Annotated in this window: 21 protein-coding genes and 1 tRNA gene; 14 read left to right on the forward strand and 8 right to left on the reverse strand. The window is 71.8% G+C overall.

Translation table 11 applies throughout. The annotated features are described in order from the left end of the window. Nucleotides 1–171 precede the first annotated feature (171 nt). Entirely contained in the window at nucleotides 172–1152 is a 981-nt protein-coding gene (locus tag IF43_RS0111560; RefSeq protein ID WP_078910080.1) for a class I SAM-dependent methyltransferase, read from the forward strand. 157 nt (nucleotides 1153–1309) lie between these two features. Continuing rightward, nucleotides 1310–3853, forward strand: coding sequence for an ATP-dependent helicase HrpB (gene hrpB, locus IF43_RS0111565; protein WP_030197885.1), 2544 nt, complete (start codon nucleotides 1310–1312; stop codon nucleotides 3851–3853). Nucleotides 3854–3860: 7 nt separating this feature from the next. Here hrpB and IF43_RS0111570 read toward each other — a convergent pair whose 3' ends face one another. Both IF43_RS0111570 and IF43_RS40605 read right to left on the reverse strand, forming a co-directional pair. Next, nucleotides 3861–4856 (reverse strand): DUF3068 domain-containing protein, encoded by a 996-nt coding sequence (locus IF43_RS0111570; protein ID WP_030197888.1) that lies wholly within the window; start codon nucleotides 4854–4856, stop codon nucleotides 3861–3863. An 18-nt stretch (nucleotides 4857–4874) separates the two neighbouring features. Then, nucleotides 4875–5018 carry an SPW_0924 family protein gene (locus tag IF43_RS40605; RefSeq protein WP_107048461.1) on the reverse strand — a complete coding sequence of 48 codons (144 nt, stop codon included), beginning with the start codon at nucleotides 5016–5018 and terminating at the stop codon, nucleotides 4875–4877. Nucleotides 5019–5189: 171 nt separating this feature from the next. On the opposite strand from IF43_RS40605, the gene IF43_RS0111580 reads away from it, so the two are divergent. Continuing rightward, nucleotides 5190–6050, forward strand: coding sequence for a DUF4184 family protein (locus IF43_RS0111580; protein WP_030197908.1), 861 nt, complete (start codon nucleotides 5190–5192; stop codon nucleotides 6048–6050). Nucleotides 6051–6393: 343 nt separating this feature from the next. On the opposite strand, the gene polA is transcribed toward IF43_RS0111580, so the two are convergent. Continuing rightward, the gene (gene polA / locus IF43_RS0111585) at nucleotides 6394–9120 is read right to left on the reverse strand and encodes a DNA polymerase I (RefSeq protein WP_030197912.1); all 2727 of its coding nucleotides are present in this window, start codon (nucleotides 9118–9120) and stop codon (nucleotides 6394–6396) included. A 153-nt stretch (nucleotides 9121–9273) separates the two neighbouring features. On the opposite strand from polA, the gene IF43_RS0111590 reads away from it, so the two are divergent. The 9 genes from IF43_RS0111590 to IF43_RS0111625 all read left to right on the forward strand — a co-directional run bounded on the left by IF43_RS0111590 (nucleotide 9274) and on the right by IF43_RS0111625 (nucleotide 19403). Continuing rightward, nucleotides 9274–11550, forward strand: a complete 2277-nt coding sequence (locus tag IF43_RS0111590) for an FdhF/YdeP family oxidoreductase (protein ID WP_030197915.1) — start codon at nucleotides 9274–9276, stop codon at nucleotides 11548–11550. Nucleotides 11551–11670: 120 nt separating this feature from the next. Beyond that, a complete protein-coding gene (locus tag IF43_RS0111595) occupies nucleotides 11671–12141 on the forward strand; it encodes a PaaI family thioesterase (RefSeq protein WP_030197916.1) in 471 nt (156 codons plus the stop codon). Nucleotides 12142–12186: 45 nt separating this feature from the next. Continuing rightward, complete coding sequence (locus IF43_RS0111600) at nucleotides 12187–12669, forward strand: hypothetical protein (protein WP_051795131.1); 483 nt, start codon at nucleotides 12187–12189, stop codon at nucleotides 12667–12669. After that, complete coding sequence (locus IF43_RS39295; protein WP_234332105.1) at nucleotides 12666–13316, forward strand: Tat pathway signal sequence domain protein; 651 nt, start codon at nucleotides 12666–12668, stop codon at nucleotides 13314–13316. Before IF43_RS0111600 ends, IF43_RS39295 begins: the two co-directional genes overlap by 4 nt. 299 nt (nucleotides 13317–13615) lie before the next feature. After that, nucleotides 13616–14851 (forward strand): branched-chain amino acid ABC transporter substrate-binding protein, encoded by a 1236-nt coding sequence (locus tag IF43_RS0111605; protein WP_030197920.1) that lies wholly within the window; start codon nucleotides 13616–13618, stop codon nucleotides 14849–14851. Between the two features lie 91 nt (nucleotides 14852–14942). Beyond that, nucleotides 14943–15872, forward strand: a complete 930-nt coding sequence (locus IF43_RS0111610; protein ID WP_030197923.1) for a branched-chain amino acid ABC transporter permease — start codon at nucleotides 14943–14945, stop codon at nucleotides 15870–15872. A gap of 5 nt (nucleotides 15873–15877) precedes the next feature. Then, nucleotides 15878–17704 carry a branched-chain amino acid ABC transporter permease gene (locus tag IF43_RS0111615; protein WP_030197925.1) on the forward strand — a complete coding sequence of 609 codons (1827 nt, stop codon included), beginning with the start codon at nucleotides 15878–15880 and terminating at the stop codon, nucleotides 17702–17704. A 2-nt stretch (nucleotides 17705–17706) separates the two neighbouring features. After that, nucleotides 17707–18690, forward strand: coding sequence for an ABC transporter ATP-binding protein (locus tag IF43_RS0111620; RefSeq protein ID WP_037888130.1), 984 nt, complete (start codon nucleotides 17707–17709; stop codon nucleotides 18688–18690). After that, nucleotides 18687–19403 carry an ABC transporter ATP-binding protein gene (locus IF43_RS0111625; protein WP_030197931.1) on the forward strand — a complete coding sequence of 239 codons (717 nt, stop codon included), beginning with the start codon at nucleotides 18687–18689 and terminating at the stop codon, nucleotides 19401–19403. Before IF43_RS0111620 ends, IF43_RS0111625 begins: the two co-directional genes overlap by 4 nt. A gap of 168 nt (nucleotides 19404–19571) precedes the next feature. Here the strand turns inward: IF43_RS0111625 and IF43_RS0111630 are convergent, their stop codons facing one another. Then, nucleotides 19572–20231 carry an ANTAR domain-containing response regulator gene (locus IF43_RS0111630; RefSeq protein WP_030197935.1) on the reverse strand — a complete coding sequence of 220 codons (660 nt, stop codon included), beginning with the start codon at nucleotides 20229–20231 and terminating at the stop codon, nucleotides 19572–19574. A 97-nt stretch (nucleotides 20232–20328) separates the two neighbouring features. Here IF43_RS0111630 and IF43_RS0111635 point away from each other — a divergent pair. Together IF43_RS0111635 and IF43_RS0111640 are read left to right on the forward strand one after the other, a co-directional pair. After that, nucleotides 20329–20403 (forward strand) — tRNA-Leu (locus IF43_RS0111635). A gap of 175 nt (nucleotides 20404–20578) precedes the next feature. Further along, on the forward strand, nucleotides 20579–20962 hold the full coding sequence (locus IF43_RS0111640) for a VOC family protein (RefSeq protein ID WP_030197945.1): 384 nt from the start codon (nucleotides 20579–20581) through the stop codon (nucleotides 20960–20962). A 312-nt stretch (nucleotides 20963–21274) separates the two neighbouring features. Here the strand turns inward: IF43_RS0111640 and IF43_RS0111650 are convergent, their stop codons facing one another. The 4 genes from IF43_RS0111650 to pyk all read right to left on the reverse strand — a co-directional run bounded on the left by IF43_RS0111650 (nucleotide 21275) and on the right by pyk (nucleotide 25244). Continuing rightward, nucleotides 21275–22489 (reverse strand): P-loop ATPase, Sll1717 family, encoded by a 1215-nt coding sequence (locus tag IF43_RS0111650; protein ID WP_030197950.1) that lies wholly within the window; start codon nucleotides 22487–22489, stop codon nucleotides 21275–21277. Nucleotides 22490–22539: 50 nt separating this feature from the next. Next, nucleotides 22540–23136 carry an ATP-binding protein gene (locus IF43_RS0111655; RefSeq protein ID WP_324605101.1) on the reverse strand — a complete coding sequence of 199 codons (597 nt, stop codon included), beginning with the start codon at nucleotides 23134–23136 and terminating at the stop codon, nucleotides 22540–22542. Next, on the reverse strand, nucleotides 23037–23558 hold the full coding sequence (locus IF43_RS0111660) for a TerD family protein (RefSeq protein WP_030197956.1): 522 nt from the start codon (nucleotides 23556–23558) through the stop codon (nucleotides 23037–23039). The genes IF43_RS0111655 and IF43_RS0111660 overlap by 100 nt, the downstream gene beginning before the upstream one ends. A 261-nt stretch (nucleotides 23559–23819) precedes the next feature. After that, a complete protein-coding gene (gene pyk / locus IF43_RS0111665; RefSeq protein WP_030197965.1) occupies nucleotides 23820–25244 on the reverse strand; it encodes a pyruvate kinase in 1425 nt (474 codons plus the stop codon). Nucleotides 25245–25322: the final 78 nt, after the last annotated feature.

Consider the following 25322-nt stretch of genomic DNA (forward strand, 5'->3'; position numbering starts at 1 on the left):
TGAGGAGCGCAGGCTCGCAGCGCAACTTGTAGCATACGGGGACGGCCGGACAGGGTCAATGCGCGAAGGCGGACACCGCGGGCGCATCACCGTACTTCCGGCACAACTTCCCTGCGGGCAGGCCCCAGAACCTGCCGCGAAGACTCTGCGAAGACTACGACGACGGGCCCGATGAACCAAGAGGATGACGCCGCCGAGCGCGTGAACGAGGACCCGGCGGCCGCGTACCGCGGGTACGGCGACGGACACGAGGACGCTCCCCCGGCCGGCCACCGCCACGACCACCGTCACGACCACGGCCACGCCCTCGGCCACGAGGACGACGCCGCGGGCCAGGACGAGGACGGGGACGGGGACGACGCCGAGGCCACCCGCCGCGAGGCGGGCGAGGCCGAGAGCAGCCGCGCCAGCCGCGGCTGGTGGGACCGCAACGCGGACGAGTACCAGAGCGACCACGGCGCCTTCCTCGGCGACGACCGCTTCGTCTGGGGTCCCGAGGGCCTGGACGAGGCCGACGCCGGCCTGCTGGGCCCGGCGGCAGCCCTGGAGGGCCTGGACGTCCTGGAGATCGGCGCCGGCGCGGCCCAGTGCTCCCGATGGCTGGCCGCCCGGGGTGCCCGCCCGGTGGCCCTGGACCTCTCGCACCGCCAGCTCCAGCACGCCCTGCGCATCGACGGCGGGGCCGTGCCCCTGGTGGAGGCCGACGCCGGCGCGCTGCCGTTCCGGGACGGCTCCTTCGACCTGGCCTGCTCCGCCTACGGGGCGGTGCCGTTCGTCGCGGACCCGGTGAAGGTCTTCCGCGAGGTGCGGCGGGTGCTGCGGCCGGGCGGACGCTGGGTCTTCTCGGTCACCCACCCCATCCGCTGGGCCTTCCCCGACGAGCCGGGCCCCGAGGGGCTCTCGGTGTCCGCCTCCTACTTCGACCGGACGCCGTACGTCGAGCAGGACGAGCAGGGCCGCGCGGTGTACGTCGAGCACCACCGCACCCTGGGGGACCGGGTGCGCGAGATCGTCGCGGGCGGGTTCCGGCTGGTGGACCTGGTGGAGCCGGAGTGGCCCGCCTGGAACGCCCAGGAGTGGGGCGGCTGGTCCCCGCTGCGCGGGAACCTGATCCCGGGCACGGCGATCTTCGTGTGCGAGCGCGAGGACTGAACGGGGACCGGACCCGGTCGCCACGATGACCGGAGCGGGTCTCGACGAGGGACCGGACCGGGCGGTCGGCGGCGGCCGCAGCGCCCGGGACCGACCGACCACCCGCGCGCCGCGGACGCGGCGCGCGGGCCGACCGATGCGGTGTGAGGACTGACCCATGCGTACGCAGGCCCTGGACGCGCTCCCGGTCCGGGAGGCGCTGCCGGCCCTGACCAGGGCCCTGGACGACCACGGCACGGCGGTGCTGTGCGCGCCGCCCGGCACCGGAAAGACCACCCTGGTCCCGCTGGTGCTGGCCGGTCTGGTCGGCGGCGGCCCGGCGCGGCGCGTGGTCGTCGCCGAGCCGCGCCGGATCGCGGCCCGCGCGGCCGCCCGGCGGATGGCCTGGCTGCTGGGCGAGCGGGTCGGGGAATCGGTGGGCTTCACGGTGCGCGGCGAGCGGGTGGCCGGCCCGTCGACGGTGGTGGAGGTGGTCACCACCGGCGTCCTGCTGCAACGCCTCCAGCGCGACCAGGAGCTGTCCGGGGTGGACGTCGTCGTCCTGGACGAGTGCCACGAGCGCCACCTGGACGCCGACACCGTCGCCGCGTTCCTGCTGGACGTCCGGGCGGCCCTGCGGCCGGAGCTGCGGCTGGTGGCCGCGTCGGCCACGACGGACGCGGCGGGCTGGGCGCGGCTGCTGGACGACGCGCCGGTGGTGGCGGCCGCCGGGGTCTCGTACCCGGTCGAGGTGGTGTGGGCGCCGCCGGCCCGCCCGGTGCGGCCGCCGCACGGGATGCGGGTCGACCCGGCGCTGCTGGCGCACGTGGCGTCCGTGGTGCGGCGGGCGCTCTCGGAACGGTCCGGGGACGTGCTGTGCTTCCTGCCCGGCGTCGGGGAGATCGCGCGGGTGGCCGGGCTGCTGGGCGGGGTGGACGCGGAGCTGCTCCAGGTGCACGGTCGGGCGCCGGCGGCGGTCCAGGACGCGGTGCTGTCCCCGGGTGCCGGCCGGCGGGTGATCCTCGCGACCGCGGTGGCGGAGTCGTCCCTCACCGTGCCGGGGGTGCGGGTCGTGGTGGACGCGGGCCTGGCCCGCGAGCCGCGGATGGACCACTCGCGCGGGCTGGGCGCGCTGACGACCGTACGGGCCTCGCAGGCGGCCGCCCGGCAGCGGGCCGGACGCGCGGGGCGCGAGGCGCCGGGCGCGGTGTACCGGTGCTGGGCGGAGGCGGAGCACGGGCGGCTGCCGCTGTTCCCGGCGCCGGAGATCAAGCTGGCGGACCTGGCGCCGTTCGCGCTGCACGCCGCCTGCTGGGGCGATCCGGACGCGACGGGGCTCGCGCTGCTGGACGCGCCGCCCGCCGGGGCCATGGCCGCGGCGCGCGCGGTGCTGTCCGCGGTCGGGGCGATCGACCCGGCCGGGCGCGTGACACCGCGGGGTACGGCGCTGGCCCGGCTGGGCCTCCACCCGCGCCTGGGGCGCGCGCTGCTCGACGGGGTCACGGCCGCCGGGGGCGGGGCTCGGCGGGTGGCCGAGGTGGTCGCACTGCTGAGCGAGGAGCCGCCGCGGGAGTACGGGGACGACGTGGTGGGCGCCTGGCGGGCGGCCCGGGGCGGGAACGACGCGTATGCGGCCCGCTGGCGGGCCGAGGCCGGACGGCTGGCCGCCGCGGCGGCGTCGGCCGGGCGGGACGCCCCCGCGGCGCCCCGTTCGGGCCCGCCGGCCGGGGCCGCGGCACCCTCGGACGACCACGTCGCGGGGCTCGTGGCGGCGCTGGCGTTCCCCGAACGGGTGGCCCGGGGCAGTGCCCACCGGGGGTACCTGATGGCGTCGGGCACGCGGGCCGCGCTGGCCGAGGGGTCGCGGCTGGGCGGCAGCGAGTGGCTCGCGGTGGCGGTCGCCGACCGGGCCGCGACCTCCGCGGACGCCCGGGTCCGGCTGGCGGGCGTACTCGACGGGGCGACGGCGCGCCGGGCCGCGGAGCACCTGTGGTCCGAGGGCGAGGAGGTGCACTGGGCCGACGGGGACGTCGTCGCCCGCGAGGTGGCCCGGCTCGGGGCGATCGAGATGGCCGTGCGACCACTGCGCGCACCCGACCCGGCGCTGGTGCGCGGGGCGCTCCTGGAGGGGCTGCGGGCGGAGGGCCCGGGGGCCCTGCTGCGCTGGACCAAGGAAGCGGCCGCACTGCGCCAGCGTCTGGGTTTCCTGCACCGGACCCTGGGCGAGCCCTGGCCGGACGTGTCGGACGGGGCGCTGGTGGAGCGGGCCGGGGAGTGGCTGGAGCCGGAGCTGTCGCGGGCGCGGCGGCGGGCCGACCTGGCCCGGATCGACGCCGGTGCGGCGCTGGCGCGGCTGCTGCCGTGGGCCTCCGGCGAGGCGGGCCGGCTCGATGCGCTGGCCCCCGAGCGCATCCAGGTGCCGAGCGGCTCGCGGATCGCGGTGGACTACTCGGCCGACCAACCCGTGCTGGCCGTGAAGCTGCAGGAGCTGTTCGGGCTGGCGCAGACGCCGACGGTGGCGGGCGTACCGGTGCTCGTGCACCTGCTGTCGCCGGCCGGGCGGCCGGCGGCGGTCACCGCCGACCTGGCGTCGTTCTGGCGGGAGGGGTACAAGGCCGTACGGGCGGAGCTGCGCGGCCGCTACCCCAAGCACCCCTGGCCGGAGGACCCGGCCACGGCCGAGCCGACCCGGCACACCAACGCCCGCCTCAGGCGCTCCTGACGCCCGGTCAGGCGGCGACCGCGACCGGTTCCCGGGGCGGCGCGTCCGTGCGGCCGCGCCGGGTGCGCGCCTCCAGCCACAGGGCCAGTGCGCACAGCAGCCCGCCCCACACCGCGAGGCCGATCGGGGCGTACGTGTGCAGGACGAGGACCTTGGTGCGGTTCGCCGCGACCAGGTCGACGGTGTGCTCCAGGTAGTCCGCGCGCATCTTGACGTGGCCCTGGAAGACGACGAGGCGCTGGCCGGGGGCGTTGGCGGCGAGCTGGCCGCCGCGCAGCTCCTCGCTGTGGATCTCCTCGCCGTTGACGGGCGCGCCGGTGACGGGCTCGACCCAGAACATCCGCTTGGTGGTGTACCAGCGGGAGGTGCCCAGGCCTGACTCGATGGTGGCCGGGTCGATGCCCTCGATCGGCATCTTCTTGGGGAACGGCACCTTGGTCCACGGAACGGTCTGCTCGAAGTAGTAGACGTCCAGGCCGTGGAACGTGCGGGGGCCGACGTAGTGGATGGGCGCGGAGGTCCGGGTCTGGGCGTCGAAGTAGAGGTAGTCGCGGGGCTCGGTGAAGAAGGGGAACTTGAACTCCACCCCCTCGCGCCGGACCGGGTCGCCGTCGACCGACTCGCCGGTGGCGTGCACCGGGTCCTGGGTGTGGGCGTCGAACACGTACCGCTCGGGGACCTGGGAGACCATCTTCCCGTCGGGGCCGATCACGTACGCGAGGGAGTCCCAGACGACGACGTCGCGGCCGGCGCTGGCCTCGATCTCGCGGGAGCGCTCCACGTTGCCCTTGAGCGTCTGCACGATGGTGATCTTGGGGACCTTCCTGGGCTGCAGCGTGCCGTAGTCGAGGAGGGTGGCGGGCGCCGCCTCCAGGACGGTCTCCTGGTACTGGTTCGCCGGGATCTTCGCCAGCCGCGGGTACATGTACCAGCGCATGAGCGGGGCCAGGGCGGCACAGAACACGGCGAGGGCGAGGAGCACCAGGCTGGCTCGGCGTCTCATGGCGGCGGTCGCCTCCCCTTACTCCTGTCCGGGCGCCGTGGGCGCGGTGGTGAGCAGCGGCTTGGGCGAGGTCCGCCCCTCGGGCTGGCCGGCGGCGGTCACGCCGAAGGCCAGGGCCAGCGCGGCGGCCAGGCCGATCGCGGCGGCGGCGAGTGCGCGCATGGCAGGGCCTCCGGATCTGATGCACCGTCAGGGTTGGGGCACCGTAGCAACGCGGGCGGCAGATGAGAACCCGTACGCGGGGCTGCGGCGTCGGGGGCGGCCGGTGCGAAACCGCGGGGCGGGCCGGGGCGTCGCATACTGGACGAAGGTGATCATCCGGGAGGGGCCCTCATGCCGTTCACGCTCAGCCATGCCGCGGCCGTACTGCCGGGGATCCGGCGCACGGGGACCGCACGCGGGCCGCTGCTGGCGTCGGCACTGGTCGCGGGGTCCTTCGCACCGGACGTGACGTACTTCGCCGCGAGCGTGGTGCCCGGCGGCATGGAGTTCGGTGCCGTCACGCACTCGGTGGTCGGGGTGGTCGGCGTGGACGTGCTCCTCTCGGCGGGGCTGGTGGCCTGCTGGCTGCTGCTGCGCGAGCCGCTGGTGGCGCTGCTGCCGCGGGCCTGGCGGGGCCGTGCGTACGCGCTGGCCCGCGGGGCGGACTGGCGGGGGACGGCTCGGCTGCCGCTGGCCTGCCGGTTCTGGGTCTCGGCGGTGCTGGGCGCGCTGACGCACGTGGTGTGGGACGGCTTCACACACCCCGGGCGGCGGGGCACGGACGCGGTGCCGGCGCTGCTGGAGCCGGTCGCCGGTATGCCGGGGTGGTGGTGGCTGCAGTACGGAAGCTCGGCGGTGGCGCTGCTCGCCCTCGGCTGGTTCCTGGTACGGGCGGTGCGCCGGCTGCCGGGTGGGCCGGCGCCGGCCGCGGTGCCGGTACTGACCCGCGGCGAGCGGGGGGTGGCGCTCACCCTGCTCGGGGCGGCGGTGGCCGGCGGGGTCGCGCAGCGGGTGGTGCGGTACTTCACGTTCTTCGACGGGGTCGGGAGTCCGCTCGACCTCGTGCCGACGGTGTGCTTCGGGGCGGGGGCCGGGCTGGGGGTTGCGCTTCCCCTGTACGCCGTCGTCGTCCGGCTGCGGCGCCGGCGCGGCCCCGGGGCGGCTGCCTCGGCGGGGGCCCCGTCGGTCGCGCCGGTGCCGTCGCGCCGCTGACGCCGCCGCCCGGGCGTCATCCGGCCGCGAGCCGGTGGGCCCTGCGGGGCGGTGTCCCCTCCCCGCCCCTTCCCGCAACCGGGGCTTGCGACCACGGACGCCGCCCCCGGGCTCCGCCCGGGAAACCCGGGCGCTGCGCACCGGGTGCGCTCAAACGGTTCGCGGCCGCCGTGCCGCTGCCGACCGTGCAGCGCTTCCTGCGCGGCGCGGGCCGGATATGCCGGCCCTTCTCGGTGCCGGCGATTCCCGCCCCGCCCGCGCTTGAGGCGCGGGGGAGGCGGGGCGGCGCCCCCGAGGTGGCGGGGGCCGGGGACGGCGGCAGGGGGCGCGGCCGGGGACGGGGTCAGTGGGCGGCGGACTCCCAGTCCGGGCCCACGCCCACCGAGACGTCGAGCGGCGCCCGCAGCTCGACCGCCGCGGCCATCTCGCGGCGGACGATCGCCTCGACCTCGGCCGCCTCGCCCGGGGCGATCTCCAGCACGATTTCGTCGTGCACCTGGAGCAGCATCCGGGACGTCAGCCCGGCCCCCGCCAGCGCCCGGTCGACCCGCACCATCGCCAGCTTCACGATGTCGGCCGCGGTGCCCTGGATCGGGGCGTTGAGCGCCATCCGCTCGGCGGCCTCGCGACGCTGGCGGTTGTCGCTGTTGAGGTCGGGCAGGTAGCGGCGGCGGCCCAGCATGGTCGCCGTGTACCCGGTGGCCCGGGCCTCGTCGACGACCCGCTGGAGGTAGTCCCGTACCCCGCCGAAGCGCTCGAAGAAGGTGTCCATCAAACCCCGCGCCTCGGCCGGGTCGATGTTCAGCTGCTGCGAGAGGCCGAAGGCGGACAGGCCGTAGGCCAGGCCGTACGACATGGCCTTGATCTTGCGGCGCATCTCGGCGTCCACGGCGGACCGCTCGACGCCGAACACCTGGGAGGCGACCGTGGTGTGCAGGTCCTCGCCGGAGAGGAAGGCCTCGATCAGGCCCTCGTCCTCCGACAGGTGGGCCATGACGCGCAGTTCGATCTGGCTGTAGTCGGCCGTCATCAGGGACTCGAAGCCCTCGCCGACGACGAAGCCGCGGCGGATGGCCCGGCCCTCGTCGGTGCGCACCGGCACGTTCTGCAGGTTCGGGTCGGTCGACGACAGGCGACCGGTGGCGGCCACGGTCTGGCTGAAGGTGGTGTGGACCCGGCCGTCGGCGGCGACCGTCTTGATCAGGCCCTCGACGGTGGAGCGCAGCCGCGCCTGCTCGCGGTGCCGCAGCATGATCACGGGGAGTTCGTGGTCGGTCTGCTGGGCGAGCCAGGCCAGGGCGTCGGCGTCCGTGGTGTAGCCGGTCTTGGTCTTCTTCGTCTTGGGCAGGCCCAGCTCGCCGAAGAAGACCTCCTGGAGCTGCTTGGGCGAGCCGAGGTTGAACTCGTGGCCGACCGTGGCGTGGGCCTCCTTGACGGCCTGCTGCACGGCGTCGGCGAACTGCCGCTCCATCGCCTCCAGGTGGTCGCGGTCGGCGGCGATGCCGTGCCGCTCCATGCGGGCGAGCAGCTCGGAGGTGGGCAGCTCCACGTCGTGCAGCAGCTCGGCGGCGCCGACCTCCTGGAGCTTGGCGGCGAACGCGTCGCCCAGGTCGAGGACCGCGCGGGCCTGCGCGCACAGCGCCTCGGCCTCGGCCGTCTCGTCCTCGTCGGTGCCGAAGGCCAGCTGGCCGTCCGCCGCCGGCGGCTGCAGTTCGCGGCCCAGGTACTCGACCGCCAGGACGTCCAGCGCGAAGGAGCGCCGGCCGGGCTTGACGAGGTAGGCGGCGAGCGCGGTGTCCATGGAGACGCCCGCGACGGTCCAGCCGTGCTCGGGCATGACCCGCATCGCGCCCTTGGCGTTGTGCATGACCTTCGGCCGGGCCGGGTCGGCCAGCCAGACGGCGAACGCCTGCTCGTCGCCCTCGTCCAGGACCGACGGGTCGAACCAGGCGGCCGCGCCCCCGGCCGCGGCGAGCGCGATCTCGGAGACGCTGCCGGTGCCCAGCGCCCACGCGTCGACGGTGGCCACGCCCAGCGGGCCCCGAGCGTGCTCGGCCAGCCACGGCGCGAGCTCGCCGGCGCCCAGCACGCTGACGTCCAGCTCCACGCCGGCGGCCGGGGCCGGAGCCTCCTCCTGGTCCGCGCCCGGGTCGACGGCCAGCAGCCGCTCGCGCAGCGAGGCGTTGCGGATCTCCAGTACGTCGAGCACGCCGGTGACGGCCTTGCGGTCGTACGGGCGGCGCTCCAGGTCCCCGGGGGCGCGGTCGAGCGCCACGTCGCGGACCATCTCGGTCAGCACGCGGTTGAGCTTGACGGACTCCAGGTGGTCGCGGAAGTTCTGCCCCGCCTTGCCCTTGACCTCCTCGGCCCGCTCGACGAGCTCGGCGAAGGACCCGAACTGGTTGATCCACTTCGCGGCCGTCTTCTCGCCCACGCCCGGGATGCCCGGCAGGTTGTCGGACGGGTCGCCGCGCAGCGCCGCGAAGTCCGGGTACTGCTGCGGCGTGAGTCCGTACTTCTCCTCGACCTTCTCCGGGGTGAAACGGGTCAGCTCGGAGACGCCCTTGGTCGGGTACAGCACGGTGGTCCGCGGGGTGACCAGCTGGAACGAGTCCCGGTCACCGGTGACGATCAGGACGTCGAAGCCCGCGGCCTCGGCCTGCGTGGCCAGCGTGGCGATCACGTCGTCGGCCTCGAAGCCGTCCACCGCGAACCGCGGCACGGCCATCGCGTCCAGCAGCTCGCCGATCAGCTCGACCTGGCCCTTGAACTCGTCGGGCGTCGAGGAGCGGTTCGCCTTGTACTCGGGGAACTCCTTCGAGCGCCAGGTCTTGCGGGACACGTCGAAGGCCACCGCGAAGTGCGTGGGCGCCTCGTCGCGCAGGGTGTTCGCCAGCATCGACGCGAAGCCGTAGATGGCGTTGGTCGGCTGGCCCGTCGCGGTCGTGAAGTTCTCCGCGGGCAGCGCGAAGAACGCCCGGTACGCCAGGGAGTGCCCGTCCATGAGCATCAGGCGCGGACGGTTCTCCGCTGTCTTCTGGTCGGTCTTCTTCGATGCTGTCTCTGCCACGCCCCCGAGCCTAGTGGGCCCCACCGACAATCCCGTCCGCGGCGGTCCTCGCGGCCCGCCCGTCCGCGGCCGGCGCCCGGCGGTCCGCGGCCGGCGCCCGCCATGACACCATCGAGGGACCACCGCACGAACACATGCTCAAAGGGGAGCGCCATGGCGACCAAGCCGCCCGCAGGTGATCCGGTCCAGGACGCGCCGCAGGTCGCGCCCCCCAAGCACGCCGCCGCCGGCCTGCCCGCCATCGGCCACACCCTGAAGATCGCCCAGGAGCAGATGGGGCTGGTCCGCACCACCCGCACCCTCCTCAAGGTCAACCAGAAGGACGGCTTCGACTGCCCCGGCTGCGCCTGGCCCGAGGGCGAGAAGCGGCACACCGCCGAGTTCTGCGAGAACGGCGCCAAGGCCGTCGCCGAGGAGGCCACGCTGCGGCGGGTCACCCCGGACTTCTTCGCCGCCCACCCGCTCGCCGACCTGGAGAGGCGCTCGGGCTACTGGCTCGGCCAGCAGGGCCGCATCACCCAGCCCATGTACCTGCCCGAGGGCGCCGACCGCTACGAGGCCGTCACCTGGGAGCGGGCCTTCGCGATCATCGCGGAGGAGCTGCGCGCCCTGTCCTCCCCCGACGAGGCGCTGTTCTACACCTCGGGCCGCACCAGCAACGAGGCCGCGTTCCTCTACCAGCTCTTCGCCCGGGAGTTCGGCACCAACAACCTGCCCGACTGCTCGAACATGTGCCACGAGTCCTCCGGCTCGGCCCTGGTCGAGACGATCGGCATCGGCAAGGGCAGCGTCTCCCTCGAAGACCTCCACCGGGCCGACCTGATCATCGTCGCCGGCCAGAACCCGGGCACCAACCACCCCCGCATGCTCTCCGCACTGGAGCAGGCCAAGGCCTCCGGCGCGAAGATCATCTCGGTGAACCCGCTGCCCGAGGCCGGCCTGGAGCGCTTCAAGAACCCGCAGACCCCGCTCGGCATGATCAAGGGCGCCGCCCTCACCGACCTCTTCCTCCAGATCCGCATCGGCGGCGACCAGGCCCTCTTCCGCCTCCTCAACAAGCTGGTCATCGAGGCCGGCGCCGTCGACGAGGAGTTCGTCGCCGAGCACACGCACGGCTACGAGGCGCTCGCCGCCGCGGCCGGGGACGCCGACTGGCCCGAGACCCTCACCGCCACCGGCCTGACCCGCGCCGAGATCGAGCAGGCCCTGGCCATGGTCCTGGCCTCGGAGCGCACCATCGTCTGCTGGGCGATGGGCCTGACCCAGCACAAGCACGCCGTCGCCACCATCCGCGAGGTGGTCAACCTCCTGCTGCTGCGCGGCAACATCGGCCGTCCCGGCGCCGGCGTGTGCCCCGTGCGCGGCCACTCCAACGTGCAGGGCGACCGCACCATGGGCATCTTCGAGCGCCCCGCCCCCGCCTTCCTCGACGCCCTCGACAAGGAGTTCGGCATCACCTCGCCCCGCCACCACGGCTACGACGTGGTGCGCGCCATCGAGGCGCTGCGCGACGGCGAGGCCAAGGTCTTCTTCGGCATGGGCGGCAACTTCGTCGGCGCCACCCCCGACACCGACGTCACCGAGGCCGCCATGCGCAGGGCCGCACTGACGGTGCACGTGTCCACCAAGCTCAACCGCTCCCACGCGGTGACCGGCCGGCGCGCCCTGATCCTGCCCACCCTCGGCCGCACCGACAAGGACGTCCAGGCGGCCGGGAAGCAGTTCGTCACGGTCGAGGACTCCATGGGCATGGTCCACGCCTCCCGCGGCAACCTCACGCCGGCGAGCCCCCACCTGCTCTCCGAGCCCGCGATCGTGGCCCGCATGGCCCGCGCCGTGCTCGGCGAGGCCTCGACCACGCCGTGGGAGGAGTTCGAGAAGGACTACGGCACCATCCGCGACCGGATCTCCCGCGTGGTGCCCGGCTTCGAGGACTACAACGCCCGCGCCGCCCGCCCCGGCGGCTTCACCCTCCCGCACGCCCCCCGCGACGAGCGCCGCTTCCCCACCACGACCGGCAAGGCGAACTTCACCGCCGCCCCCGTGGAGTACCCGCGCGTGCCCGAGGGCCGGCTGCTGCTGCAGACCCTGCGCTCGCACGACCAGTACAACACCACCATCTACGGGCTCGACGACCGCTACCGCGGCATCAAGGGCGGCCGCCGCGTGGTCCTCGTCCACCCCGAGGACGCGGCCGCGCACGGGCTCGCCGACGGCGCGTACACCGACCTGGTCTCGGAATGGAAGGACGGCGTCGAGCGGCGCGCGCCCGGCTTCCGCGTCGTGCACTACCCCACCGCGCGCGGGTGCGCGGCGGCGTACTACCCGGAGACCAACGTGCTCGTGCCGCTCGACTCCACCGCCGACACCAGCAACACCCCGGCGAGCAAGTCGGTCGTCATCCGCTTCGAGCCCGCGACCGCCGGCTGACGCGGGGAAGGCCTCCGATGCCGTCCACCCGGCTGAGCGGACGCTCAGTCGGGTGATATGAAGGGACCGTCATCGGTTAACGGTCGTTCACGACGCGTCCCACGAAACGGAGCCGTCCCCATGGGCGAACAGCACAGCCCGAAGTTCCCGCAGGAAATCATCGACGAGTACGCGGCCCTGGGCATCGACCTGCCCGCCCTCTTCTCGGCCGGCCACCTCGGCGAGCGCATGGACATCCGCGTCCTGGAGGCCGCCCCCGACCGCGTCGTCGGCACCATGCCCGTCGAGGGCAACACCCAGCCCTACGGACTCCTGCACGGCGGCGCCTCGGCCGTCCTGGCCGAGACCCTCGGCTCGGTCGGCGCCATGCTCCACGGCGGCATCAACAAGGTCGCCGTCGGCGTGGACCTCAACTGCACCCACCACCGCGGCATCCGATCCGGCCTGGTCACCGGCGTCGCCACCCCCGTCCACCGCGGCCGCTCCACCGCCACCTACGAGATCGTCATCACCGACGAGGACGACAAGCGGGTCTGCACCGCCCGACTGACCTGCCTGCTGCGCGACACGAACCCGCAACAGCAAGGCTGAGACGAGGCGTTGTCGCGCCCCCCGACCCCGGACTACCGTCCCCGCATGGACACGGTGACGGCGCCGGGGGGCGCACGCGTACGCCGCCCGGGCCGCCCGGGCCCCCGCCGGCCGGCCCGTACGCCCGCCGCTGCGGCCGCCGCGGCCGCCCTGCTCCTGGCGGCCACCGCCGCCTGCACCGCGACCCGCACCGCCCCCGCCGCCCGCACCACGGCCTCCCGGGCCCCCAGCACGGCCGCCGCGAGCCCCGCACGCCCCGCCGCCTCCCCCCGGGAGCTCTGCGTGCGCCTGGTCGCCCACTGGACCCACCGCGTCCTCGACGGCGGCCCGCACAGCCACCTCGACTACCAGGAGATGGGCCTGTCCGGCGGGCAGTACGAGATCCTGCGCGCGGCCGTCGCCGCCGGCCGGGCCGTCGCGCCCCGCCGGGGCCCCGCCGCGGCGCACGACGCCGCCACCCGGGAGGTCGAGCGCGGCTGCGCCGAGCGCTACCGGCACGGCACCCCGACCGGCGGGCCCTGGCAGTGAGCGGCACCGGCCCGGGCGGCATCGGCCCCGTTGAGCCCGGCGACGAGACCTGGGGCGGCAGCGGGGACGCCGGCGCCGACGACCCGTGGGACACCGCCCCCGGGCCGCGCCCCGGCCGGGGCCGCCGCGGACGCGGGGCGCGCCTGGCGCTCGCCCTGGCCCTCACCGCCGCGGCCGCCGGCGCCGGCGGCTACCTGTACGCCCTGCGCAGCCGCCCGCCGGCCCCTCCGCCGCCGCCCTACCCCTCCCAGGTCTTCTCCGTCACCTACGGCGGACCGGTGCGGCCCACACCCGCCGGGACGGCGTTCGCCTTCACGGTTTTCCTGCGCACGACGGCAGGTCCGCCGGTCTCCCTGGAGCGAATCGGCCAGCCCTGGGCAGCACTCAGCGTGACCACCGACCCGCACACACCCCTCGTCGTGCACAAGGGCCGGAACCGTGCGGTTCTCGTGCAGATTCAGGTCAAAGATTGCATGCATGTACCACGGAATGCAGGTCTGCCATTTCTCGAAGTAACCCTCAGTAATGGATCCCGAAAAGAGGATCACAGTTACATCCTCGGTGACCGATATGCCAGGGAACTCGCCACAGCACTCAGCGACGCATGTCCCGACTCCCGAGATGCGCCGCAACCTGCACCGTCATGACCAAAACCCGCGACAGTACTGGGCTGTCAGCAGCAAAACCGCCGAACAGTGCTGCGCGATCTCACCATGCGGACACGACGAAACGGCCGGAATTCCCCCGTTCCACCCGCCAAGTTCCGCTATCCATTACGCCGTGGCATAACAAGAGAGTCACAGCCTTGGCCTCAGCCCTCCATATCCCCCGATCAGCCGCCTAGAGTCACGGCCAGTCACCGCGACCACCGGATTCCACGCAGTTCGGTCCGCGTTTCGACTCGGCGCGTCCCAGGTGGGGACGCAGTGCCTGGAAAGGACTGATCGTGCGTCAAACCAAGCTCATCGCCGTGACCGCCGCGCTCGCCGCGGGTGCGCTCACCCTCACCGCCTGCGGCTCCCGTGGCGAGGACAAGGGCGGCAACGACGCCGGCTCCGGCGGCACCACGGTCGTCATCGGCGTCGACGCCCCCCTCACCGGCGACCTCTCGGCCCTGGGCCTCGGCATCCGCAACTCCGTGGACCTCGCCACCCAGCAGGCCAACGCCAAGAAGTACGTCCCCGGCGTCACGTTCAAGTTCGAGGCCTACGACGACCAGGCCCAGCCCTCGTCCGGCCAGCAGAACGCCACCAAGCTCGTCGCCAACAAGGACGTCCTCGGTGTCGTCGGCCCGCTGAACTCCTCCGTCTCGGAGTCCATGCAGAAGGTCTTCGACGACGCCAAGCTCACCCAGATCTCCCCGGCCAACACCAACCCGGCCCTCACCCAGGGCCCGAAGTGGAACACCGGCGAGAAGGCGCGCCCCTACAAGTCGTACTTCCGCACCGCGACCACCGACGCCATCCAGGGCCCGTTCGCCGCGCAGTACCTCTACAACAAGGCCAAGAAGACCAAGGTCTTCCTGATCGACGACAAGAAGACCTACGGCTCGGGCCTCGCCGGCACCTTCAAGGGCGAGTTCACCAAGCTCGGCGGCAAGGTCGTGGGCGAGGCCCACGTCAACCCCGACACCAAGGACTTCTCGGCCGTCGCCACCCAGGTCAAGAGCTCCGGCGCCGACGTCGTCTACTACGGTGGCGAGTACCCCGCGGCCGGCCCGCTCTCCAAGCAGATCAAGAAGGCCGGCGCCGCCATCCCGCTCGTCGGCGGTGACGGCATCTACAGCGCCGACTTCATCAAGCTCTCCGGCAAGGAGGGCGTGGGCGACCTCGCCACCTCCGTCGGCGCCCCGGTCGAGACCCTCCCCTCGGCCAAGGAGTTCGTCGCCAACTACAAGAACGCCGGCTTCAAGGAGGCCTACGAGGCCTACGGCGGCTACTCCTACGACTCCGCCTGGGCGATCATCGAGGCCGTCAAGGCCGTCGTCGACGCCAACGGCGGCAAGCTCCCCGCGGACGCCCGCGCCAAGGTCCTCGAGGCCACCAACAAGGTCTCCTTCGACGGCGTGACCGGCAAGGTCTCGTTCGACGAGTTCGGTGACGCCACCAACAAGCAGCTCACCGTCTACAAGTACGAGGGCGACGCCTGGAAGGCCGTCGAGTCCGGCACCTTCTCCGGCTGACCCTCCCCCCTCATCACCCCTGCCGCGCGGGGCGCGCACTCCTAGCGCCCCGCGCGGTGTCACATCCGTCGAAAGACTCGGAGGACCTGCGGTGCACGAACTGCCGCAACAGCTGGTCAACGGCCTGCTACTGGGATCCATGTACGGGCTCGTCGCCATTGGCTACACGATGGTCTACGGCATCGTCCAGCTCATCAACTTCGCCCACGGCGAGATCTTCATGACCGGCGGGTTCGGGGCCCTCACCGTCTGGCTGATGCTCCCCTCGGGCACCACCATGTGGATCGCCCTGCCCCTCATGCTCATAGGCGCGATCGTCGTCGCCACCACCATCGCCGTAGCAGCGGAACGTTTCGCCTACCGCCCCCTGCGCAGCGCACCCCGCCTCGCCCCGCTCATCACCGCCATCGGCCTCTCCCTCGCCCTCCAGCAGGCGGTCTGGGCCTGGTACCCCGAGGCCAAGTCCTCCCGAGTCTTCCCCGAGATCCCCGGTGGCCCGTTCCACATCGGCAGCGTCACCATCCAGACCGGTGACATCTTCCTGATCATCGCCGCCCCCGTCTCCATGGCCTTCCTCGGCTACTTCGTCATGAAGACGCGCACCGGCCGCGGCATGCAGGCCACCGCCCAGGACCCCGACACCGCCAAGCTCATGGGCATCAACACCGACCGCATCATCGTGGTCGCCTTCGCCCTCGGCGCGGCCTTCGCCGCCGTCGGCGCCGTCGCCTACGGCCTCAAGTACGGCGAGATCAACTTCCGCATGGGCTTCCTCCTCGGACTCAAGGCCTTCACCGCCGCAGTCCTCGGCGGCATCGGAAACATCTACGGCGCCATGATCGGCGGCCTCGTCCTCGGCCTCGCCGAGACCATGGCCACCGCCTACATCGCCCACATCCCCGGCATGGAACAGCTCGGCGGCCAGGCCTGGGCCGACGTCTGGGCGTTCGTACTTCTCATCCTCGTGCTCCTCTTCCGGCCCCAGGGCCTGCTGGGCGAGCGCGTGGCGGACAGGGCGTGAGAACCATGACGACCATCACCGCGGACACCGCAACCACCACCGTCACCCCCTCGAAGGGCCTCATCGGCCTCCCCGAGAAGACGGCCCGCGCCATGGCCACCGCAGGCGGCGCCCTCACCATCGTCTCCTGCTTCCTCGCCTGGACCTGGACCTCCGAATTCCCCGGCGACCTCACCGTCTACGGCTACCCCGGCGGCCTCCAGTGGCTCGTCCTCATCGGCGGCCTCCTCACCACCCTGTTCGCCCTCTCCTCCTACGGAGTCAAGGGCCTGCGCTGGCTCACCCCCGCCGGCGCCGACTCGGCGATCAAGCTCTCCGCCCTCGCCGCCTTCACCACCGCCTGGTACACCGGCATCGCCATCAGCACCACCCTCGGCGGCGTCGTCAACCTCGAGCCCGGCGGCTTCATCGCCCTCGCAGCCACCCTCGTCACCCTCGTCGGCGCCCTGGCCCTGCCCTACCGGCACCCCGCCACCGACGCCCCCGACCCCGACGAGAGCGGCTACGGCAAGTTCAAGCACAACGCCGGCAACCGCTGGACGACCATCAAGGCCGCCTTCGCCCCCGGCACCCCGAAGGCTCCCGCCCGCCAGCTCCCCGGCTGGGCCGAGATCCTCGTCCTCGCCGCCGTCCTCGCCCTCGCCCTCGCCGTCTTCACCTACGGCATCGGCACCGAGTACGACGAACTCTTCATCGGCTTCCTGCTCACCGCCTGCTTCGGCTTCGCGGCGATCAACAAGTCCGGCCTCGCCGCCCGCGTCAGCGCCATGGCAGCCAACCACCGCAACGTCGCCATGGTCGGCGCCTTCGCCGCCGCGGCCGCCTTCCCCTTCACCCAGACCGACGACCAGTACGCGACCATCGGCGTCAACATCCTGATCTTCGCCACCGTCGCCCTCGGCCTCAACATCGTCGTCGGCCTCGTCGGCCTCCTCGACCTCGGCTACGTCGCCTTCCTCGGTGTCGGCGCCTACGCCGCGGCCATGGTCTCCGGCTCCCCCTCCAGCCCCTTCGGCCTCCACCTGCCGTTCTGGGCCGCCATCCTCATCGGCGCCGCCGCGTCCATGATCTTCGGCGTCCTCATCGGCGCCCCCACCCTCCGCCTGCGCGGCGACTACCTCGCCATCGTGACGCTCGGCTTCGGTGAGATCTTCCGCATCGCCGTCAACAACATGGACGGCACCTCCGGCCCGGACATCACCAACGGCTCCAACGGCATCTCCTCGATCCCGAACCTCGACATGTTCGGCTTCGACTTCGGCGCCGAACACAGCATCGGCGGCTTCACCATCGGCCGCTTCGCCAACTACTTCCTGCTGATGCTCCTGGTCACCCTCATCGTCGTGGTGGTCTTCCGGCGCAGCAGCGAATCCCGCATCGGCCGCTCCTGGGTGGCCATCCGCGAGGACGAGACCGCCGCCGAAGCCATGGGCATCAACGGCTTCCGCGTCAAGCTCATCGCCTTCGCCCTCGGCGCCTCCCTCGCCGGCCTCGCCGGCGCGGTCCAGGCCCACGTGACCTACACCGTCACCCCCGAGCAGTACCAGTTCGCCAACGCCGTACCCCCGAACTCCGCCTTCCTCCTCGCCGCCGTCGTCCTCGGCGGCATGGGAACCATCAGCGGACCGCTCGTCGGCGGAGCCCTGCTCTACCTCATCCCCAACAAGCTCCAGTTCATGGGTGAGTACCAGCTCTTCGCCTTCGGCCTCGCCCTCATCGTCCTGATGCGCGTGCGCCCCGAAGGCCTCATCCCCAACCGGCGCCGCCAGCTCGAGTTCCACGAGAACGAGCTCGACGAGAACTCCGCAGACCTCAGCAAGGCAGGGGCCTGAACATGACGACGACCACCACCGAGACGACGCCCGCCGCCACCACCGGCGAGACCGTCCTCGACGCCCGCGGCGTCACCATGAGGTTCGGCGGCCTCACCGCCGTCAAGAACGTCGACCTCACCGTGAAGAGCGGCGAGATCGTCGGCCTCATCGGCCCCAACGGAGCCGGCAAGACCACCTTCTTCAACTGCCTCACCGGCCTCTACATCCCCACCGAGGGTGAAGTCCGGTACAAGGGCACGGTCCTGCCCCCCAAGTCCTTCAAGGTCACCGCAGCCGGCATCGCCCGCACCTTCCAGAACATCCGTCTCTTCAACAACATGACGGTCCTGGAAAACGTCCTCGTCGGCCGCCACACCCGCACCAAGGAAGGCCTCTGGTCGGCCCTCCTGCGCCTCCCCGGCTTCCACCGCGAGGAAGGCGCCAGCAAGCTCAAGGCCATGGAGCTCCTGGAGTTCATCGGCCTCGCCCACAAGGCCGACCACCTCGCCCGCAACCTCCCCTACGGCGAGCAGCGCAAGCTCGAAATCGCCCGCGCCCTCGCCAGCGAGCCCGGCCTCCTGCTCCTCGACGAGCCCACCGCCGGCATGAACCCGCAGGAGACCCGGGTCACCGAAGAGCTCATCTTCGCCATCCGGGACAAGGGCATCGCCGTCCTCGTCATCGAGCACGACATGCGCTTCATCTTCAACCTCTGCGACCGCGTCGCCTGCCTCGTCCAGGGCGAAAAGCTCATCGAAGGCACCGCCGGCGAAGTCCAGAGCGACGAACGCGTCATCGCCGCCTACCTCGGCGAGCCCTTCGAAGGCGCCCCCGGCACCGAAGAAGCCGCCGAAGTCGAAGCCGCCGAAGCCCACGCCGACGCCCCCCAGGCCGACGCACCCGCCGAGGCCCCCCAGGCCGAGGCCGACGCCGACGCCCCCGAGGCCGACGCACCCGCCGACGCGGACAGCACCACCAGCAGCACGGACGGAGAACCCAAGTGACCGCACTGCTCGAGGTCGAAGACCTCAAGGTCGCCTACGGCAAGATCGAAGCCGTCAAGGGCATCTCCTTCACCGTCGAAGCCGGCCAGATCGTCTGCCTCATCGGCACCAACGGCGCCGGCAAGACCACCACCCTGCGCACCCTCTCCGGGCTCATCAAGCCCAAGGGCGGCCAGATCAAGTTCCAGGGCAAGAGCCTCAAGAAGGTCCCCGCCCACGACATCGTCTCGCTCGGACTCGCCCACTCCCCCGAGGGGCGGCACATCTTCCCGCGCATGACGATCGAGGACAACCTCCTCCTCGGCGCCTTCCTCCGCAAGGACAAGGACGGCATCGGCAAGGACGTCCAGCGCGCCTACGACCTCTTCCCCATCCTGGGAGAGCGCCGCAAGCAGGCCGCGGGCACCCTCTCCGGCGGCGAGCAGCAGATGCTCGCCATGGGACGCGCCCTCATGTCCCAGCCGAAACTGCTCATGCTCGACGAGCCCTCCATGGGCCTCTCGCCGATCATGATGCAGAAGATCATGGCCACCATCTCCGAGCTCAAGGCCGCCGGCACGACCATCCTCCTGGTCGAGCAGAACGCCCAGGCCGCGCTGTCCCTGGCCGACCAGGCACACGTCATGGAGATCGGCAAGATCGTCCTCTCCGGCCCCGGCCGCGAGCTGCTCGTCAACGAGGACGTCCGCAAGGCGTACCTCGGCGAGGACTGAGCCCGCACCACCACCGGCCCGTCGGCCCCGCCCCACTCGAAGGGGGCGGGGCCGACGCCGTTCCCGGCCCGTACGGACGGACGTACGCACGGACGGACGGACCGGGAACGCCGGAGGCCGCCTCCCCCGACCAGGGGAGACGGCCTCCGGAACGCGCCCGAACGGGCCCTACTGGCCCTTCGCCGCCTGCTTCTTCTCCTCGGCGTCCTCGATCACGGCCTCCGCGACCTGCTGCATCGACATGCGCCGGTCCATCGACGTCTTCTGGATCCACCGGAACGCCGCCGGCTCGCTCAGCCCGTACTGCGTCTGCAGGATGCTCTTCGCCCGGTCCACCAGCTTCCGGGTCTCCAGGCGCTGCGAGAGGTCCGCGACCTCCTGCTCCAGCGCCTTCAGCTCCGTGTACCGCGACACCGCCATCTCGATGGCCGGCACGACGTCGCTCTTGCTGAACGGCTTCACCAGGTACGCCATCGCACCCGCGTCCCGCGCCCGCTCCACGAGCTCGCGCTGCGAGAACGCGGTCAGCATCAGCACCGGGGCGATCGACTCCTGGGCGATCTTCTCCGCCGCGGAGATGCCGTCGAGGACCGGCATCTTGACGTCGAGGATCACCAGGTCCGGGTTGAGCTCCCGGGCCAGCTCCACGGCCGTCTGCCCGTCGCCGGCCTCGCCGACCACGGAGTAGCCCTCCTCTTCGAGCATCTCCTTGAGGTCGAGACGGATCAGGGCCTCGTCCTCGGCGATGACGACGCGGGTCGTCAGCGGCGGTACGTGCGTCTGGTCTGCGTCGACGGGCGCGGTCGACGACTCGTGCTCGGCGGTCACGGAGGCTCCTCTTTGCGGGGCATTGCAGCTCCCCTGAGCCTACCTAGCTCCTGTAAGGTAGTGCTGCAACGGGGGCACCGCGCCCTTGCTTTCTTAGGCCCCAGTACTCCAACTGGTTAGAGAGGCCGCTCTCAAACAGCGGACAGTGTGGGTTCGAATCCCACCTGGGGCACTTTTCCTTTCATTCCAAGGTCGCGACCCAAAGTGGCGACCTTCATTCATTTGTGCGACCGCGCTGTGCACGGGACGCCACCCGCAAGCGCCGACCCCATGTACGGGATCTCCATCCGCCGGCAACGCTCTCACGCTGGTGGCGTCGGGAGTGGAAGTGGGGCAGGCTCTGGCGCATGGTTTCGGTAGTGCAGAACGTGGCGATCGACTGTGCGGACGCCTATGAGCTGGCGCGGTTCTGGAGCGAGGTGACGGGTCGTCCGTTGCATCCGGAGGACAGGCCGGGTGACCGGGAGACCCAGGTGCTGTTGGCGGAGGGTCCGGTGCTGTATTTCAACCAGGTGCCCGAGCCGAAGAGGGTCAAGAACCGGATCCATCTGTGTCTGCGCCCAGAGATGTCGCGCGAGCAGGAGGTGGAGTGGCTGCTCGGTCTCGGTGCGACCCTGGTCGGCGATCACCGGAATTCCGATGGGACCGGCTGGGCGGTGCTTGCGGACCCTGAGGGGAACGAGTTCTGCGTTCTTCGGAGTGCGTCCGACAGGGCGGAGACGGGTTCCTGACGGTTGCGTGTTCCGCCGTCTTTCCGGGGGTCAGCGCGAGTCGTCGTAAGCCTGCCAGATCAGTGGGTGCAGGGTGCTGCCGCGTGGGGAGTCGGGGCCGCCGACGCCCTGCATGGGGAGCAGGTGGGGGATCTCGGTCGGGTGCGGAAGAGGGTGATCGAGGTGCCGAGTTCGGCGGTCATGCCGATGTACCAGGCGGATTTCATGCGGTCGTTGGGGCCGATTCTGCCCGCCCAGGAGGGGCGGTAGGACTCGGCGGTCCTGGGGGGTCCGAGGGTGGTGCGGCTGATCTGACCGAACGCGGTCCGGGGATCAGGCATAGTCCCAGCAGCGGGTGTAGAGCCGAGGAATCCGGAACGTCGACCTGGTCTGCGTGCCGTGCTGCTCCACCACGCGTTCGAGGAAAAGCTGGACTACCCGAGCCTCAGCCTGCAGCAACGCCTGGACCAAGGCCTCCTGTCGGGCCCGGTCGTATTTGAACGTCTCGTCGATCTGGTCAAGGAGTACCACCACCCGCCGCCCGGCTTGTTCGAGGACGTCGTCCGTCTCCTGCAGCAGTGAGTCGACGTCGACGAACGCCTTGCTGGGTGGGGTGCCGGCAGGAAGTGTGGCCTCGAAGTTGACCGGCCCCACCCCGAACTTCAGCGTCGTACCGCCCAGAAGGCGGGCGAGCACGTGCAGGGCCCGCCGGGTGCGGTTGGGTGGCGCAGTGGGCAGCCTGAGTGCAGCCCTCAGACCGGAGGCGTCGCGGTGCAATGCCTTGGGCGCCTCCGCCGGGACCGTTGAGGCAACCGCGGCGGCGATGGCCGCGAGCCAGGCCGCGCGCAGCGCGTCAACGTCCAGCCAGGTGTCCTCGTCGACGATGCGGCGCAGCAGGCTGCCAACGTCGGCGATGGGGAGGGTCTCGATGGACGGTTCTTCCGCAAGCTTGCGGAAGATGGCGCTCTTGCCCGAGCCTCGGCCGCCGATGACGATGGTCCGTTTGTGGACGAGGATCCGTTCCAGGCTGTGCCGTCCGACGTAGCTCTCGTCAAGCAGATCGTCGTGTTCCGCCTCCTCCGCACCGAATCTGAGCTCGGCCAGCCGGAACGGCCGCACGAAGACCTGCCGGGACAGCACGGCCTCCTGGATGGAGGCGTGAGCGAACTCCACCGTCCCGGCCTGTTCGTCAACGGTGACCAGGCTGGGCACCGAGGGGAAGTCCAGTACCGCCCGGACCATGACTTCAGTAGATCGTAGTTTCCCGGCCAGCGCCGAAATCCGGTCCTGGCCACCGGCAAGCGCGAGCTCCTCCAGGAACAGAGCGAGCAGGGCCCGATCCGGGGAGGCTCTGAGGGCAGCATCGACCAACGATTCGGTCAGGCTTTCCAGGTGGCCCCCGGACACCGCCCCGGCCGCCTTGCGGTGCTGCACGGCCTGAGCCGCCACAAGACGGGCGATGAGCGGATTTCCGTCCGCCTGCCTGACGATGTCGTGGATGACGTCATTGGCGAGGTCCGGAGCGGTTTGCTGCAGCAGGGCGACCATGTAGTCCTCGTCCAGAGGACCGAGAAAAGGACTTCGAACTGACGTCCGAATCAACGGTATTCGAGCCCGTCGAGGCGCGATGTCAGGACGAGTCTCCAGCCTTCCAGGCCATGGCTGAGCTCTTCGACAGCGGCGGCCATCCGCTGGGGATAGCCCGACTCATTGAGTCCGTCGAGCAGCAGCACGGGCGCCGAAAGCCGGTCGGCGACCTGGTTCAGCGCTGCTGTGGTCTGCCGGAGCCGGTCGCCTCCGGATGCGCGGATCGTCCGCTCTGTCTCGACCTCGGAGGCGTCGACTACTTGCGTGATCTCATTCATGATCAGAGCCGATAGGTCATCCAGATCGATGTCCCGCAAGCTGATCAGGAAGGCCGCCCGGCCCTGTCGCTGAAGTTCCCGTTCGAGCTGCTGAAGCAGCACTGTCTTGCCGACCCCTGGGTTGCCGAGGACCAAGACGCCCCGACGGTTCGGGGTGTCGAGGTTTGCCAGGAGGTCGATGAGTTCGGGCCGGTGAAAGGGCTGGTGTGATCGGTCCTCGGGGGTACGGGTCAGGCGGCGCCCATGGCTGCGGGGAAGTGGTCGGGGTCGGTGGTGTGGCCGCGGGTTTCGGCGTGGAGGGTCCAGGTGCCGGTGTCGTCGCGGGTGAATTCGGCGACGGTGGCGGCGGTGGCGTGGGGGATGGTGGTGAGGTCGTCGGTGACGAGGTCGGTGTGGTCGGCGCGGATGCGGATGCCGGTGCCGGGGATGTCGGCGAAGGTCTTGCCGTCGCGGCCTTGGATGACGACGCCGATGACGACGCGGCGGAGGCGGGGGTCCATGCGGTGGAGTTCGAGGGTCATGACCTCGTCGTAGCCGAAGCCCTGACCGGTGCGGCTGTCGCGGTCGAGGGTGACGGTGCCGTCGGGTGAGCGGTTGGCGAAGTGGACGAGGTAGGCGGCGGGGCCTTGGGGAGCGTCGGCGTCGTAGACGGCGGCGACGAGGTCGAGGTCGTGCGGGGGTGTGCCGGCGGGGCTCGGGTCCCAGCGGAGTGCGACTTCGACCTTGGTGAGGCCCTTGCGTATGCCGGTCACCCGAACTCCCCTCGTGTCCGGCCGTGTTGGCCGGGTTTGCGTGGTGTGTGATCACCCATGCTGCCACGGGGCGGGGGTGGGGGGTGGTGGGGTCGTCCGTTATCGGCCAGGGATGGCTCTTTTCGGGAAGGGGGCCGGGGCGGGGTGGCGGGCACCCGGGGGGGGCGGAGGGGGAGCGGGCGCCCCCGGGGCGGTGGGGGTACGGGAACGCCCGGGGCGTGGTACGTCCCGGGCGTGTGGGGTGCGTGGCGCGTGCGGTCCTTACACGGGGTCGCCGATGTGGTGGACGCGGACGAGGTTGGTGGAGCCGGGGACGCCGGGCGGGGAGCCGGCGGTGATGACGACGGTGTCGCCCTTGGCGCAGAGGCCGGTGCGCGTGAGGTGTTCGTCGACCTGGGCGACCATGGCGTCGGTGGAGTCGACGTGGGGGCCGAGGAAGGTTTCGACGCCCCAGGTGAGGTTGAGTTGGGAGCGGGTGGCGGGGTCGGGGGTGAAGGCGAGGAGGGGGATGGGGCTGCGGTAGCGGGAGAGGCGACGGACGGTGTCGCCGCTCTGGGTGAAGGCGACGAGGTACTTGGCGTCGAGGAAGTCGCCGATTTCGGCGGCGGCGCGGGCGACGGCGCCGCCCTGGGTGCGGGGTTTGCTGTTTTCGGTGAGGGCGGGGAGGCCCTTGGCGAGGACGTCCTCCTCGGCGGCTGCGACGATCCTCGACATGGTGCGGACGGTTTCGACGGGGTATGAGCCGACGCTGGTTTCGCCGGAGAGCATGACGGCGTCGGTGCCGTCGATGACGGCGTTGGCGACGTCGGAGGCCTCCGCGCGGGTGGGTCGGGAGTTGTCGATCATCGAGTCGAGCATCTGGGTGGCGACGATGACCGGTTTGGCGTTGCGCTTGGCGAGCTTGACGGCGCGCTTTTGGACGATGGGGACCTGTTCGAGGGGCATTTCGACGCCGAGGTCGCCGCGGGCGACCATGATGCCGTCGAAGGCGGCGACGATGTCGTCGATGTTCTCGACGGCCTGGGGCTTTTCGATCTTGGCGATGACGGGGAGGCGGCGGTCCTCCTCGTCCATGACGCGGTGGACGTCGTCGATGTCGCGGCCGGTGCGGACGAAGGACAGGGCGATGATGTCGGCGCCGGTGCGCAGGGCCCAGCGGAGGTCGTCGATGTCCTTGTCGGAGAGGGCGGGGACGGAGACGGCGACGCCGGGGAGGTTGAGTCCCTTGTGGTCGGAGACCATGCCGCCTTCGATGACGTGGGTGCGGACGCGGGGTCCGTCGACGCCGGTGACTTCGAGGGTGACGCGGCCGTCGTCGACGAGGATGCGTTCGCCGGGGGTGACGTCGGCGGCGAGCCCGGTGTAGGTGGTGGCGCACTGGTGGCGGTCGCCGGGGTGGGGTTCGGTGGTGATGGTGAAGGTGTCGCCGCGTTCAAGGAGTACGGGGCCTTCGGCGAAGCGGCCGAGGCGGATCTTCGGACCTTGAAGGTCGGCGAGGATTCCGACGCTGCGGCCGGTTTCGTCGGCGGCTTTGCGTACGCGCTGGTAGCGCTCCTCGTGTTCGGCGTAGGTGCCGTGGCTGAGGTTGAAGCGGGCGATGTCCATTCCGGCTTCGACCAGGGCTTTGATCTGTTCGTACGAGTCCGTGGCGGGGCCCAGGGTGCAGACGATTTTGGCTCGGCGCATGCGGCGAGCGTATGCCCTACCGAGCGGTAGGAGTGGGGGTCGAGGTGTCCGGCCAACATCCGTTGGGTGAAGGGCTGT

Source organism: Streptomyces sp. NRRL S-87, from assembly GCF_000719335.1.
In the GTDB taxonomy this organism is placed as follows: domain Bacteria; phylum Actinomycetota; class Actinomycetes; order Streptomycetales; family Streptomycetaceae; genus Streptomyces.